This window comes from Massilia sp. CT11-137, from assembly GCF_047302885.1.
Taxonomy (GTDB): domain Bacteria; phylum Pseudomonadota; class Gammaproteobacteria; order Burkholderiales; family Burkholderiaceae_D; genus Telluria; species Telluria orientalis.
Genome location: NZ_JBKYMP010000002.1, coordinates 977,594 through 990,235, shown reverse-complemented (window position 1 = coordinate 990,235; position 12,642 = coordinate 977,594). Strand labels below are relative to the sequence as shown.

General features: G+C 65.1%; 10 protein-coding genes. 7 read left to right on the top strand and 3 right to left on the bottom strand.

Annotated features, from left to right (window positions below; all coding sequences use genetic code 11):
• Positions 1-76: 76 nt before the first annotated feature.
• Positions 77-1,255, bottom strand: coding sequence for a helix-turn-helix transcriptional regulator (locus ACEN98_RS21220; RefSeq protein WP_413386951.1), 1,179 nt, complete (start codon positions 1,253-1,255; stop codon positions 77-79).
• Positions 1,252-4,116 (bottom strand): TonB-dependent receptor, encoded by a 2,865-nt coding sequence (locus ACEN98_RS21215; RefSeq protein WP_413386950.1) that lies wholly within the window; start codon positions 4,114-4,116, stop codon positions 1,252-1,254. The genes ACEN98_RS21220 and ACEN98_RS21215 overlap by 4 nt, the downstream gene beginning before the upstream one ends.
• A 120-nt stretch (positions 4,117-4,236) precedes the next feature.
• Between ACEN98_RS21215 and ACEN98_RS21210 the strand changes: the two genes are divergently transcribed.
• Positions 4,237-4,797, top strand: a complete 561-nt coding sequence (locus tag ACEN98_RS21210) for an RNA polymerase sigma factor (protein ID WP_413386949.1) — start codon at positions 4,237-4,239, stop codon at positions 4,795-4,797.
• Positions 4,794-5,765 carry a FecR family protein gene (locus ACEN98_RS21205; RefSeq protein ID WP_413386948.1) on the top strand — a complete coding sequence of 324 codons (972 nt, stop codon included), beginning with the start codon at positions 4,794-4,796 and terminating at the stop codon, positions 5,763-5,765. Before ACEN98_RS21210 ends, ACEN98_RS21205 begins: the two co-directional genes overlap by 4 nt.
• On the opposite strand, the gene ACEN98_RS21200 is transcribed toward ACEN98_RS21205, so the two are convergent.
• Positions 5,751-6,611, bottom strand: coding sequence for a hypothetical protein (locus ACEN98_RS21200; RefSeq protein WP_413386947.1), 861 nt, complete (start codon positions 6,609-6,611; stop codon positions 5,751-5,753). The two genes, ACEN98_RS21205 and ACEN98_RS21200, sit on opposite strands and share 15 nt — an antisense overlap.
• A gap of 207 nt (positions 6,612-6,818) precedes the next feature.
• Here ACEN98_RS21200 and ACEN98_RS21195 point away from each other — a divergent pair, with 207 nt between their 5' ends.
• From ACEN98_RS21195 to ACEN98_RS21175, 5 genes are all read left to right on the top strand, one after another.
• Positions 6,819-7,772: an alpha/beta hydrolase gene (locus ACEN98_RS21195; RefSeq protein WP_413386946.1), complete on the top strand. Its 954-nt coding sequence runs from the start codon at positions 6,819-6,821 to the stop codon at positions 7,770-7,772.
• A 146-nt stretch (positions 7,773-7,918) separates the two neighbouring features.
• The gene (locus ACEN98_RS21190; RefSeq protein WP_413386945.1) at positions 7,919-8,923 is read left to right on the top strand and encodes a BMP family lipoprotein; all 1,005 of its coding nucleotides are present in this window, start codon (positions 7,919-7,921) and stop codon (positions 8,921-8,923) included.
• A gap of 89 nt (positions 8,924-9,012) precedes the next feature.
• Positions 9,013-10,542 (top strand): ABC transporter ATP-binding protein, encoded by a 1,530-nt coding sequence (locus tag ACEN98_RS21185; RefSeq protein ID WP_413386944.1) that lies wholly within the window; start codon positions 9,013-9,015, stop codon positions 10,540-10,542.
• 15 nt (positions 10,543-10,557) lie between these two features.
• Positions 10,558-11,652: an ABC transporter permease gene (locus tag ACEN98_RS21180; RefSeq protein ID WP_413386943.1), complete on the top strand. Its 1,095-nt coding sequence runs from the start codon at positions 10,558-10,560 to the stop codon at positions 11,650-11,652.
• On the top strand, positions 11,653-12,618 hold the full coding sequence (locus ACEN98_RS21175; protein WP_056327947.1) for an ABC transporter permease: 966 nt from the start codon (positions 11,653-11,655) through the stop codon (positions 12,616-12,618).
• Positions 12,619-12,642 lie beyond the last annotated feature (24 nt).

The following is a 12,642-nucleotide window of genomic DNA, read 5'->3' as shown; positions in this document are numbered from 1 at the left end:
ATCGATATCATGAACAAAGACAGGGCGTGCCGCATCGTCCGTTCGGACTATGGAAAAACGAAGACGCGTTGCGTCCCTATTTTTCTATCGTCGATAGCGCAAGCACGCCATTGAGCAGAACCCGCACGAGTTCGCTTTGCCTGGTGACGCCGGTTTTCGAGAAGATCGCGCGCAGATGGGCGCGCCCCGTGTTACGCAATATGCCCAGCTTCGCGGCCGCTTCGTCCAGGCTCAGGCCGTTGAGCAGTTCGATCGCCAGCTGCGCCTCGGCGGGGGTGAAGTCGAACAGCTGGCGCGCGATGTCATGCGCGGGCTCGGCGGCCACGTCCGGGTCGCGCAGGAATATCGCCACCATGGGCCGCGCGCGTCCATCCGCCCCCTCCGCAAGCGGAAAACCGCGGACAACCGCCGTCAGCTTGCGGTACCCGGACGGCCGGCTCAGGCACATGGCCGTGACGCGCTTCGGGTGTTCGCGCGCGCCGGCCAGCAAACGCTGCAGGGCGCGCGTCTCGGCCAGGGTAATGGCCGCCAGGTGCCGGCCTGCCAGCCTGAGGCCGTCGGCGCTGTCGAGCATCTGGCGGGCGGTGGGATTCGCCCGCAACAACTGGTTGGCTTCGTCGAGCACGATCACGCCGATATTCAGCCGCTCCAGCCCTTCTTCGTAGATCTTCATTTGCAGCGCGTTGCCGTTCAGGTGCGCCGTCAGCAACAGCGCCTGCTTTATATGCGGCACGAACATGGCGAGCCGCTGCTTGTCCTCGATGCCGAATGGCGGCGCATGCTGGACGCGGTGGAGGCGCAGCAGGGCCGTGGTGCCGGCCTGGGTCGTGATGTTCACACCCATCACACGGCCCGCGTCGGCAGGCAGGGCCGGCTTCAGGTAATCGCGGACAAACGCACTGCCCTGCCATTGCGCATCCGTCATGAGGTTCGAGCCGAGCACGACGCATTCCGGCGGCACGTCGATGAAGGGATCGAATTTGTGCCATTTGCTGCGGTAAGCCTGCTCCATGGCTTGGTCGCCGGCCGGGACGCACACCAGGTAGCCGGGATCGCTCGCAGCTGAAGGCCGCACGACGAGCGACGCGTTCGCGACTCGAAAATAGTTCACCATGAGCGAGAGACAGCTGCGCCATGGATCCGCTTCCTGGACCGACTGGTACACCGCATGGATCGCCAGGTTGAACAAACCTGTTTCATCGCCGGTCGCGGACGAGAGTGAAGTCGAGATAGCCATATCGAGGATCGAGTTCAAAAGACGTACCGCATTTGCACGCCATAGCGCTTGTTGAGCGGCACATAGTTCATTTGATTATGGGTATTGCCGTAGTACTGCTCGATGTGCGCACCGGTGAGATTGGCGCCGTCGAGCATCAGCGACAACTGCGTGGTGATGTCGTAGCCGACCGATACATCCAGCGTGCCGAAGGGCTTGACGAATACCGGCACGCCCTGCGCGCCCGACGAACTGGTGGTCGCGACAAAACTGCCGCGGTGGTTGTAGGCGATGCGTGCCTTGACCCGGTGCCGCTCGTAGATGCCGATGACGTTGCAGCTGTTCCGCGACAAGCCCACCAGCGGCACGGCACGGCCGGCGACCGACGATGGCGCCTGCGTATCCACGAACGTGCAGCTCGCCTGCATGCCCAGGCCGTCGAATGGCGCCGGCAGCCTGTCGAAGAACTGGCGGTAAGCGATTTCGACGCCCTTGATCCTTGAGAGGCCCATCGGCCTGTAGGTCGCGACCTGGTACGCTTCCCCATCGATCATGCGCGTTTCGGCCACCGTCTGGATGAAGCCGTCGACGAGTTTGTAGAACGTGCTCAGGGACGCCATCCCCCTGGTACCAAAATAGTGTTCCAGCGCCAGATCGACGTTCCTCGACGTGTAAGGCTTCAGGTCCGGATTGCCTTCCTCGGCATCATGCTGGACCGGATTCAAAATTTTCAAGCGCGGGCTCAGATATGAGAAATTCACCTGTCCCATGGTTTTCGAGGCGGCCAACCGAAATACCAGGTCATTCCGCAAACTGACCCTGGCATTGAACGATGGGAGCACGTCGCGGCGCGTCGCATCGCCGGCCTGCGGCGCCGGCGCGCCAGCCGCATCCACGTCATACGATTCGCCGTGCAGCGCGGTGTCGACATAGCGCACCCCGATATTGCCGCTGGCGGGTTTGCCGGCAATATCGATGGCGAAGTTGAACTTCGCGTAAGCTGCCCTGGTCGTTTCACGATTGAGCTGCGCATATTCCGGCATGTCCACGTCGACAGCCGGCAGGCCGTACAGGGCGCGCAGCGCCGCCTGCTGGCGCACCGCGGCCATCGAGAACGCCGGATAGGCGCCGATCTCGCGCGACTGCGCGGCGGGAACCTCGTGCAACAGCGCCGGATCGACCGCGGCCAGGGTTTGACTACTCTTGCAGCCGTCGATGCAATACAGGCGGACGTAGCCGAAAGCCCGGCGCGTGTAGCCGTTCGCCCGCAACCCGACGTCGACCGAGCGGATCGCGGCGCGCTCGACACGGACGTTCGCGTCGAGCGTGGCCGCCGTATTCTTCTGCGTCCCGTCCGCGGCAATAGAGAGGAGATAGGCGGGGTGGTAGTTCGCGGGATCGGCGGGATCCACGCCCACCACCGACACGTGCGATGCCGCACCATCGTCGAGCGCCAGGCGCATCATGGGAACGCCGGCGCTCGTCCCCCATTCGAGCAACGTATTGCGCACAGCCGTGTCGTTGTGACTGAGGCGCGCCTTGACGGTCAACGCGCCGCCGTCGCTCCATCGTGCGCCGAGATCGTAGAGCTTCACCCTGCGGCCTTCGTTGCTGGCGACGGATGCGCCGGTCATCGTGTTGTCGACGAAGGTGCCGCTGCGCAGGTTGTCGCTGCCGTCGCGATTGCGATCGCCCCACAGGCTGTAGTTCGACGTCGGGGTGCCCGCATACAGGCGCGCCGTCTGGAAACCCTGGTCCAGCCGATAGTGCATGCCGAAATAATTGGCATAGAGACTGACGGCTGCGCCGGGGCGCCACTGGACAGCGGCGACGTAGCTGTCGCGTTCACGCTCGCCGTGGTGGCCGCTACCGGTGAACATGCCGATCGGCAGCGTGACCGCCTTGCCCGAGCCCGCGTAATCGTCGACGACATGGGGACGCTGCACCTCATCCTCGGTCAGGCCGAACACGCTGCCGCCATGGGCAACGTTGACCAGCACGCCCAGTTCGCCCGCCTCCGTATGCCAGCGCCTGCTGACCAGCCCGGAGACCTGCGCGCGGGTCTTGTTGCCGAAGCCCGGCGCCAGCCGGTAGTTCGTGCCCTTCACTGCCAGGTTTGCCGTCGCGTCCTCGAGATCGAACGGCTGGCGCGTGCGGATGTTCAGCGTGCCGCCCAGGCCGCCTTCGATATCGCTGGCGGAGGAACTCTTGGCGACGTCGACGCCGGCCAGCACGTCCGCAGGGAAGTCTTCGAGATCGAGGTTGCGGCCATTGGTCTCGCCCGACTGCGCGCGGGCGCCGTACACTTCCAGCCCATTCAGCAAGACCTTGGACTGCTTCAGGCCGCGGATCGCGAAGGCGCCCCCCTCTTCCAGGTAGCGCTGCACCTGGACGCCAGGGATGCGCTGCGCGGCTTGCGCGGCATTCCGGCCCGCCAGCCCGGCAATGTCGTCGGCGGCGACTGCATCGACTATCGCGTCTTCGTAGCGCTTCCTGTCGCGCGCGCTGTCCACCCTGCCGCGCACGCCGCTGACGATCACCGTCGCCGGCGCGCCCGGTGGTGCGGCCGCCACCCCGGCCGCCGGACGCGCGGGAGCACGGACAATGACCACCGCACCGGTGCCGTCGCGCACGACGCGCAGAGGCGTTCCCGCGAGCAGCCGGGACAATGCCGCTTCCGGTGTCATCTTCCCCCTGACAGTATGCCCCACCAGACCGGCGACTTCAGCCCCCCTGTAGACCAGTTGCACGCCGGACTGTGCCGCATACGTGTCGATGGCGGTCCTCATGTCGCCGGCGGGAATGTCGAACTCCCGGGCCGGCGCTTGCGCTCTGGCGTCGAGGCAGACCGCGAGCAGGCATATGATTGCCAGCTTGCCAACGCGGGAAGGTAGTCTCATGGTTATCGTTATAAAGGCGTATTGTCGCTTTCAAGGTAAGACGATGCAGATTGGAAAATCCCCCATCTTTACCTAAATTTATTTTCGACAATCCACGCAAGGGTATGGCATGCTGTTTCCATGTCTCCCGATTTACATGAAGCGTTGGACGATTGGTTTGTTCAAGAAGTGCTCCCTCTTGAACCCATGCTGATCGGTTTTCTTCGACATCATTGCCGCGAAATCGATGACGTCGTGGACTTGCGCCAGGACGTCTACGTGCGCGTATACGAGGCAGCGGAAGTCGGCCTGCCGGACAACACCAAGGCATTCGTCTTTACCGTCGCCAGAAACCTGCTTATCGACCGGGCCAGGCACAAGCAAGTCGCCGCCATCGTCGCGCTGGCGCCGTCCGGCGACCTGCCGGACGCTATCGATGAGTTGTGTCCCGAGAGGCACGCCATCGGACGGCAAGACATGCAGCGCCTCGAACAAGCGTTTTTCGAGCTGCCCCCCAAGTGCCGTGAAGTCGTCGAACTGCGCAAGATCGCGGGATTGTCGCAGCGCGACGTGGCGGACAGGTTGGGCATCACCGAGGGAACCGTCGAAAAGCAGATTGCGAAAGGCATACGATTTCTGGCGGACGCCCTTGGTGCGTACCGGAGCAAAGTGAAGACGATCAGCGAAACCGGAGTGGCATGAGCAAGCATCTGGACATCGAACGACAGGCGGCAGCATGGCTGGCCCGCAAGGACGGCGACAACTGGTCGGCTGTCGATCAGGCGCAGCTCGATCAATGGCTCGCCCTGGCGACGGCCCATCGTGTCGCCTATTTGCGCCTGGCCGCGGCGTGGTCCCGGACAGACCAGCTTGTGCCAGGCGCAACCGCCCCGGCCGCACCGTCTCCACGGCCCCTGCCCCGGTTTTCGCAATGGCGCATCGCCGCCGCCATGCTGGTGACGGCAGGCGTTGCCGCGGGATGGTTCGCCGTGGGATCCGCCCCTTCCGAAGTGCGCTACGAAACCCGACTCGGCGCCCATCAAACCTTTGCCCTGCAGGATGGCAGCAAACTCACCTTGAACACGGCAACGCTGGTGCGCGCGCGCGTCAGCCACAGCGTGCGCACGGTCTGGCTCGATCAGGGGGAAGCCTATTTCGACATCGCGCACGATGCCGCCCACCCGTTCGTGGTGATGTCCGGCGCAAACAAGGTCACGGTGCTGGGCACCCGCTTCACCGTTCGGCGCGACGCCGGCGGCACCGAGGTAGTGGTGGTCGACGGCCGCGTTCAGGTCGAGAACGAGCGGATGCCGGGCACGCCGGTGATCCTGGCGAAACACCAGAAGGTCGTTGCAACGCTGGAGACGATGCGAAGGTCCGACGAAAGCGATGCCGCGATCGACCGACAGCTGAGTTGGCGCGAAGGCAAGCTCGTGTTCGATCAAGTCACACTGGCCGCCGCCGCCGGCGAATTCAATCGCTACAACAAAAAGAAACTGGTGCTGGCCGACGCCGGAGCGGCCGGGCTGACGATCGGCGGGCGCTTCGACGCGGACAATATCGAAGGCTTCGCCAACCTGCTACGGCGCGGCTTTGGCCTCGACGTGCGCGAGACCGATGGCACGATCACCATCGCAAGTCGCCAGCTGCCCGGTTCACCGCGGCGCTGAACCGCCCCGCTCCCGCTGGTCCGCGGCGCGGGCAACGATCGCGTCGGCATGCGCCTGCGCACGCGCCTTCTGGTCCGGCGTGAGGCCGGTACCGATCTCGTCCAGGAACGGACCGTTGAACGGGATGGCCTGCTGCTCGGGCACGCCGTCCAGCTTGACCATGATGTCGCGCAGCGCCATGCCGTAGGCCAGCGCGCTCTGGCGGTCCGCGGCGATGGCCGGGTGGCCGAACCAGAAACCGGTAAAGAGTTGGTACAGGCTGGCCCAATAGCCCTGCTCCGCCTGCTCGTTCAGCATCCCGTTGATCCTCTCCTTCCACTCCTTCACGAGTGGATCGCCGGGGCGCGTCGTGAGGGCGGTCGGGTCGCCGAACGGGCCTTCTTCGACCAGTTCCGCCAGCGCGCCGTCCACGCCCGCGCGCGCGGCGCGTTCGAGATGGTCGATGCGCGCCATCTTCATTCTTTCGTTGACGGTCGCGCAGGCATGCGCGGGATCGGCGATGGCATCCGGTTCGGTGCCGTCACGCTCGGGCAAGTGACCGGTGCGCCCGAACACGACGCAGGCGTGCAACAGCCACCACGCGCGGTACGCATCGCGCGGATCGCCGCTGGCGACCAGCCGCTCGATGCGCTGCGCCAGCGGTTCGGCGGGCACCGGCAGCGGGGCCGGCGGCGCACCGAGGTCGGACAACCAGGCCGGCCCGGCCGTCGCGCCGGTCGTCGACGCTGGCGGCACGGGCAAAGCGGCCGGCGTGACGACCGGCGGCGCCGACCGCCACGCCGGCACCACCAGCACCGCCAACAGGCCCGGCCCGGCACATGCCGGCACGACCGCTTTCCACCTCATCCCGCCTCCACATCCTGTCTTCATGGACAGCCTAACAAACCCTGTGAGGCGGCGACAACGCCCGCGCTGTAACAGGATGTTGCGGCAAAGCTACTCTTCGTGAGTTCGCACCATAATGAAGGTGTATTTGATGGGCACCGCACAGACTTCATCCGTAGCCACAGGTAGACTGTATACATGAGCACACATAAAAAATTGGCGGCAGGTATGGCTGGCTTTGCCAGCATGTTGTGGCTGGGCCTCACGGCCGCGGTCGCGGCGAACCAGCGCCGTCTCGTGTTCAATCCCACCGTCGAACGCGAAGTGGCGCATCCACGCAGCAGCGGCCACCGCACCCGCCCCGTCGTGCTGCGCGCCAAGGACGGCACGCGGCTGTCCGGCTGGCTGATGACGCCGAAGATGCCCGGCTTGCGTCCCGCCGTCATTTATTTCGGCGGCCGGTCCGAGGAAGTGTCCTGGGTCGTGCGCGATGCCGGCAAGCTGTTCCCCGGGATGGCTGTGCTGGCCGTGAACTACCGCGGCTACGGCGATTCCCACGGCGACCCGGCCGAAGCGCACATGATCGACGACGCCTGCATGCTGTTCGACTGGATGGCCGCGCACCACCACGTGGATCCGAAACGCATCGCCGTCGTCGGCCGCAGCCTCGGGTCCGGCGTGGCCGTGCAGGTCGCGAAGGAGCGGCCCGTGCACTCCGTCGTGCTGATCACGCCTTACGATTCGATCCTCGCCCTCGCGAAGCGCAAGTTCCGCGTGATGCCGATCGAGTACATGCTGCGCCACCGCTTCGAGTCGATCAAGTACGCGCCCACGCTGAAGGCGCCCACGTTCGTGCTGCGCGCCGCCAGCGACGACATCGTGCCGCACTCGCACACCGACCAGCTCGTCGCCAAGCTGGCCCAGCTGATCGGGGACGAGACCGTGCCCGACTCGGACCACCTGAATATCCCGTACCTGGAAGACACGCAGACGCGCATCGCGCGCTTCCTCACGTCGCAGTTCGCCAGGCCGATCGAGATTCCCTCCCCCGCACCTGCGCCGGCCGCGCCTACGCCGGCCGCGCCCATTCCGGCGCCGGCACCGGAGATCGTCATCCCGGCTACGACCACCGCGGCCGTCGCCGCCATCGCCGTTCCGCCCGCACTCCCGCTCGCCGACTGAAACGGCGCTATTTATATGTCAACAAAATAAATAGCAAAGTAAAATCGTATTTGCCACGAATAAACTGGCTGATGCATAGTTCCGAGAATCCCCCTCCCTGCACAGCCGTTGCGCCGGTAAAATATGGGATTCAGGAGCCTAAATCAATGAAATTCAAGCAACTTTGTACGATGATCGCGGCGCTGTGCATCAGCGCCAGCGCCAGTGCCGACATGGCGGGCGCGAAGCTGGCGATCGTCTACGATGCCGGCGGCAAGTTCGACAAATCCTTCAACCAGTCCGCCGCCGAAGGCGTCGCGCGGTTCACGAAGGAAACCGGCGTCAAGGTGTTTGAAGCCCAGGCCAACTACGACACCCAGGCCGAGCAGGTCCTGCGCGCGCTCGCGCGCAAGAAGCTGCAACTGATCGTCTCGATCGGCTTCTCGCAGACGCAGCCCGTGCAAAAGATCGCGGCCGAATACCCGAACGTGCACTTCGTGATCATCGACGGCAATGCCCAGGGCAAGAACGTCAACTCCGTGCTGTTCAAGGAAGAAGAAGGCTCGTACCTCGTCGGCGTCGCCGCGGCGATGGCGTCGAAGACGAAGACGATCAGCTTCGTCGGCGGCATGGACATCCCGCTGATCCGCGCGTTCGCCTGCGGCTACGTGCAGGGCGCGCGGGCCATCAATCCGAAGGTGCAGGTCCTGCAGAACATGGTCGGCACGACGGCCGCGGCCTGGAACGACCCGGCCAAGGGCGGCGAGCTGGCACGCGCGCAATTCGACCGCGGCTCCGACGTCGTCTTCGCCGTCGCGGGCGGCTCCGGCATGGGCGCGCTGCAGATGGCCAAGGAAAAGGGCAAGCTGGCGATCGGCGTGGACTCCAACCAGAACTACCTGTACCCGGGCACGATGCTGACGTCGATGGTCAAGCGCGTCGACAACGCCGCATATGAAGCGTTCATGAAGGCGAGGAACGGCCAGTTCACGTCGGGCATCACGTACGAAGGCCTGAAGGAAGGCGGCGTCGACTGGGTGCTCGACAAGGACAACCGCATGGTCGTCACCCCCGAGATGGAAAAGCGCGTGACGGCGGCCCGGGCCGACATCATCGCCAGCAAGATCAAGGTGGTCGACTATCGCGCGGCCAATTCGTGCCCAGTGCAGTAACACGGCATCGAACACAGTTTGACAGTGAAGCGCGCCGCGCCGGTTTCCATGCCGGCGCGGCGCGCTTTTAAATGAATGGACAGACCGCTATGCAGCCAGCCGTAGAATTTCGCAACATTAGCAAAGCCTTCGGGGCGGTGCAGGCGAATGCCGACGTCAGCTTCGCCATCGCCAAGGGCTCGATCCATGGCGTGATCGGCGAAAACGGCGCCGGCAAGTCGACCCTGATGAGCATCCTGTACGGCTACTACAACGCCGACAGCGGCCAGGTCCTGATCGACGGCCGCCCGCAGGACATCCGTACCAGCCATGAGGCTATCTCGCTCGGCATCGGCATGGTGCACCAACACTTCATGCTCGTCGAGAACATGACCGTCCTCGACAACGTCATGCTGGGCAACGAGGGCGGCTTCAAGCTGGCCGCGAAGCGCGGCGCCGTGGAAGCGAAGCTGCGCGAGATCTGCGACCGCTACCGCCTCGACGTCGACCCGCTCGCGACGATCCACGACCTGTCCGTCGGCGCGCAGCAGCGCGTCGAGATCCTCAAGCAGATCTACCGCAGCGCCAACATCCTGATCCTCGACGAGCCCACGGCCGTGCTGACCGCGCAGGAGACGGCGTCGCTGTTCGAGATCCTGCGGCTGTTCAAGGAACAGGGCAAGACCATCATCCTGATCACCCATAAACTGCAAGAGATCATGGAGATCACGGACGAGGTGACGGTGATGCGCGCGGGCCGCGTCGTCGGTGCGGTCAAGACCGCGGAGACGTCGCGTGAAGAACTGGCCAACATGATGGTCGGCCGCCCGATCCAGAGCGAGCTGCCGCGCGCGCCGTACAACCCGGGCGCGGAAGTGCTGAAGGTCTCGAACCTGCGGCTGCAGGATGCGAACGGCGTCGCCCTCCTCGCCGACATCGACTTCACCCTGCGCGCGGGCGAAGTGGTCGCCATCGCGGGCGTGTCGGGCAATGGCCAGAGCGAGCTGCTCGAGATCCTGTCCGGCATGCGCCTGCCCACGTCGGGCAAGGTCGAATTCCTCGGCCAGGACCTGCCGTACACGGGCCGCACGAACGCGGACGGCCTGCCGGCGGAGTTCCGGGAACGGGGCATCGGCCACGTGCCGGAAGACCGCCTGCGCGACGGCGTGATCAAGGATTTCTCCGTGATGCAGAACACGGTGTTCGGCTACCAGGACAACGTAAAAAACCGCTGGGGCCTGTTCGACTACAAGAAGATCGCGCAGCGCTGCGCGCACCTGATGACGGCGTTCGACGTGCGTCCGAACAATCCGGACCTGCGTATCGGCCTGCTCTCGGGCGGCAACCAGCAGAAGGTCGTCATCGCGCGCGAAGTGGCCGCGAAGCCGAAGCTGATGCTGGTCGGCCAGCCGACGCGCGGCGTGGACATCGGCACCATCGAAAGCATCCACACGCAGCTGCTGCGCCTGCGCGACGAAGGCGTGGCGATCCTGCTGTCGTCGGTGGAACTGGAAGAGGTGCGCGCGCTCGCGGACCGCATCATCGTGATGTCCGGCGGCCGCATCACCGGCATCCTCCCCATCGACGAATTCGACACCACCCGCATCGGCCTCATGATGGGCGGCATGCACAAGCACTAAGGCCGGAAACTGAGCATGAAAAAGACTGAATTGCCACGCTGGGCCACCGGTTTCGTCCTGCCCATCCTGAACCTGATGTCGGCGCTGCTCGTCGCGGCGCTCGTGATCCACCTGCTGGGCGAGAGCCCGTCGGAGTCGCTCGGCATCCTCGTCGACAGCGCCATCCTCGATCCGGAAGGCCTCGCATACACGCTGTTCTACGCGAGCACCTTCATCTTCGCGGGCCTCGCCGTGTCGATCGCGATGCAGGCTGGCCTCTTCAACATCGGCGCGGAAGGCCAGATGTACGTGGGCGGCCTGGGCCTGACGTGGGTCGTGCTGGCGCTCGACGCGCACCTGCCGGGCATCCTATTGACCCCGCTCGCGATGATCGGCGCGGCCGTCTTCGGCGCGCTGTGGGCGTTCATTCCGGGCTACCTGCAGGCGAAACGGGGCAGCCACGTCGTCGTCACGACGATCATGTTCAACTTCATCGCGGCGAGCCTGATGAACTTCGTGATCGTCAAATACCTGATCCCGGAAGGGCAGCAGAACCCGGCCTCGCGCGTGTTCGCCGACAGCGCCGCCCTGCCCCTGCTGAGCAAGCTCCTGCCGGTGCTGGGCGACACGCCGCTGAACATCAGTTTTATCCTTGCCATCCTCGCCCTGGTGATCTACGGCGTCGTCGTATGGCGTTCGTCGTGGGGCTACCAGCTGCGCGCGACGGGCCTGAATGCGCACGCCGCGCACTACGCGGGCGTGAAAATCAGCCGCACGATCATCGTGACGATGCTCGTGTCGGGCGCGCTGGCCGGCCTCGGCGCCGTCAACTCCGTGATGGGCTCGACGCACTACCTGTCACTGAACTTCCCCGCCGGCGCGGGCTTCGTGGGCATCGCGATCGCGCTGATGGGCCGCCAGCATCCGGTCGGCATCTTCCTGTCGTCCGTGCTGTTCGGCGCGCTGATCCAGGGCGGCTTCGACCTGTCGCTGGAAAAACCGAACATCCCGCAGGAGACGTTCATCTTCATCCAGGGTCTGATCATCCTGTTCTGCGGCGCGATGGAAAACTTCTACGCCCCGGCCATCCTGAAACTGCTCAACGTCACCCGTACCAACAAGGGGATTTGAATGGAAGACTTCCAACTCGCCAGCATCATCGTCTCCACGGTGCGCAACGCGCCGGTGCTGATGTTCGCCGCGCTGGCCGGCCTGTTCGCCGAGCGCTCGGGCGTCGTCGACATCGGCCTCGAAGGCAAGATTCTCGCGTCGGCGTTCGCATCGGCCGCTGTTGCGTACACGACGCAGAACCCGTGGTACGGCATCCTCGCCGGCATGGGCGTGTCGGTCGCCCTCGCGATGGTGCAGGCGTTCGTGTCGATCACGCAGAAAGGCAACCAGCTCGTGGCCGGCATCGCCATCAACATCGCCATGAGCGGCCTGACGTTCGTGCTCGCGCAATTCTTCTTCCAGCAGGGCGGCCGCACGCCGGACCTGCGCAATGCGCGCCTGTTCGACGTCGTCCTGCCCGGCACCGCGGCCGTCGAGCACATCCCCGTCATCGGCTGGCTGTACGGCCACCTGATCGGCGGCCAGTCGGTGCTGGTCTACGTCGCGTTCCTGCTGCTGCCCGTCGTGCACTGGGTCGTGTACCACAGCCGCTTCGGCCTGCGCCTGCGCGCGTGCGGCGAGAACCCGCATGCGGCCGACGCGGCCGGCGTCTCGGTCGAGCGCACGCGCTATCTCGCCATGTTCGTGGCCGGTGTCCTGTGCTCGTTCTCGGGTGCTTACCTGACGCTGGTCCAGAGCGGCTTCTTCCTGCGCGACATGTCGGCCGGCGCCGGTTACCTCGCGCTGACGGCGCTCGTCTTCGGCAACTGGCGCCCGCTGCACACGGTGCTGGGCTGTTTGATGTTCGGCCTGTTCGGCGCGATCCAGATCCAGCTCGAAGGCGTCGACCTGCCCGTCGTCGGCCGCCTGCCGGGGTCGCTGATCCAGGCGATTCCGTACATCGTCACCGTCGTCGTTCTCGCCGGCCTGATGGCCAAGTCGGTCGCGCCGAAAGCCATCGGCAAGCCGTTCGTCAAGTCGCGTTGAGATTGTCGCGATGCCGTAGGGTGG

Coding starts and splice junctions, on each gene's coding strand:
- ACEN98_RS21215 (WP_413386950.1), bottom strand. CDS start 4,116: ATGAGACTACCTTCCCGCGTTGGCAAGCTGGCAATCATATGCCTGCTC.
- ACEN98_RS21210 (WP_413386949.1), top strand. CDS start 4,237: ATGTCTCCCGATTTACATGAAGCGTTGGACGATTGGTTTGTTCAAGAA.
- ACEN98_RS21205 (WP_413386948.1), top strand. CDS start 4,794: ATGAGCAAGCATCTGGACATCGAACGACAGGCGGCAGCATGGCTGGCC.
- ACEN98_RS21200 (WP_413386947.1), bottom strand. CDS start 6,611: ATGAGGTGGAAAGCGGTCGTGCCGGCATGTGCCGGGCCGGGCCTGTTG.
- ACEN98_RS21195 (WP_413386946.1), top strand. CDS start 6,819: ATGGCTGGCTTTGCCAGCATGTTGTGGCTGGGCCTCACGGCCGCGGTC.
- ACEN98_RS21190 (WP_413386945.1), top strand. CDS start 7,919: ATGAAATTCAAGCAACTTTGTACGATGATCGCGGCGCTGTGCATCAGC.
- ACEN98_RS21185 (WP_413386944.1), top strand. CDS start 9,013: ATGCAGCCAGCCGTAGAATTTCGCAACATTAGCAAAGCCTTCGGGGCG.
- ACEN98_RS21180 (WP_413386943.1), top strand. CDS start 10,558: ATGAAAAAGACTGAATTGCCACGCTGGGCCACCGGTTTCGTCCTGCCC.
- ACEN98_RS21175 (WP_056327947.1), top strand. CDS start 11,653: ATGGAAGACTTCCAACTCGCCAGCATCATCGTCTCCACGGTGCGCAAC.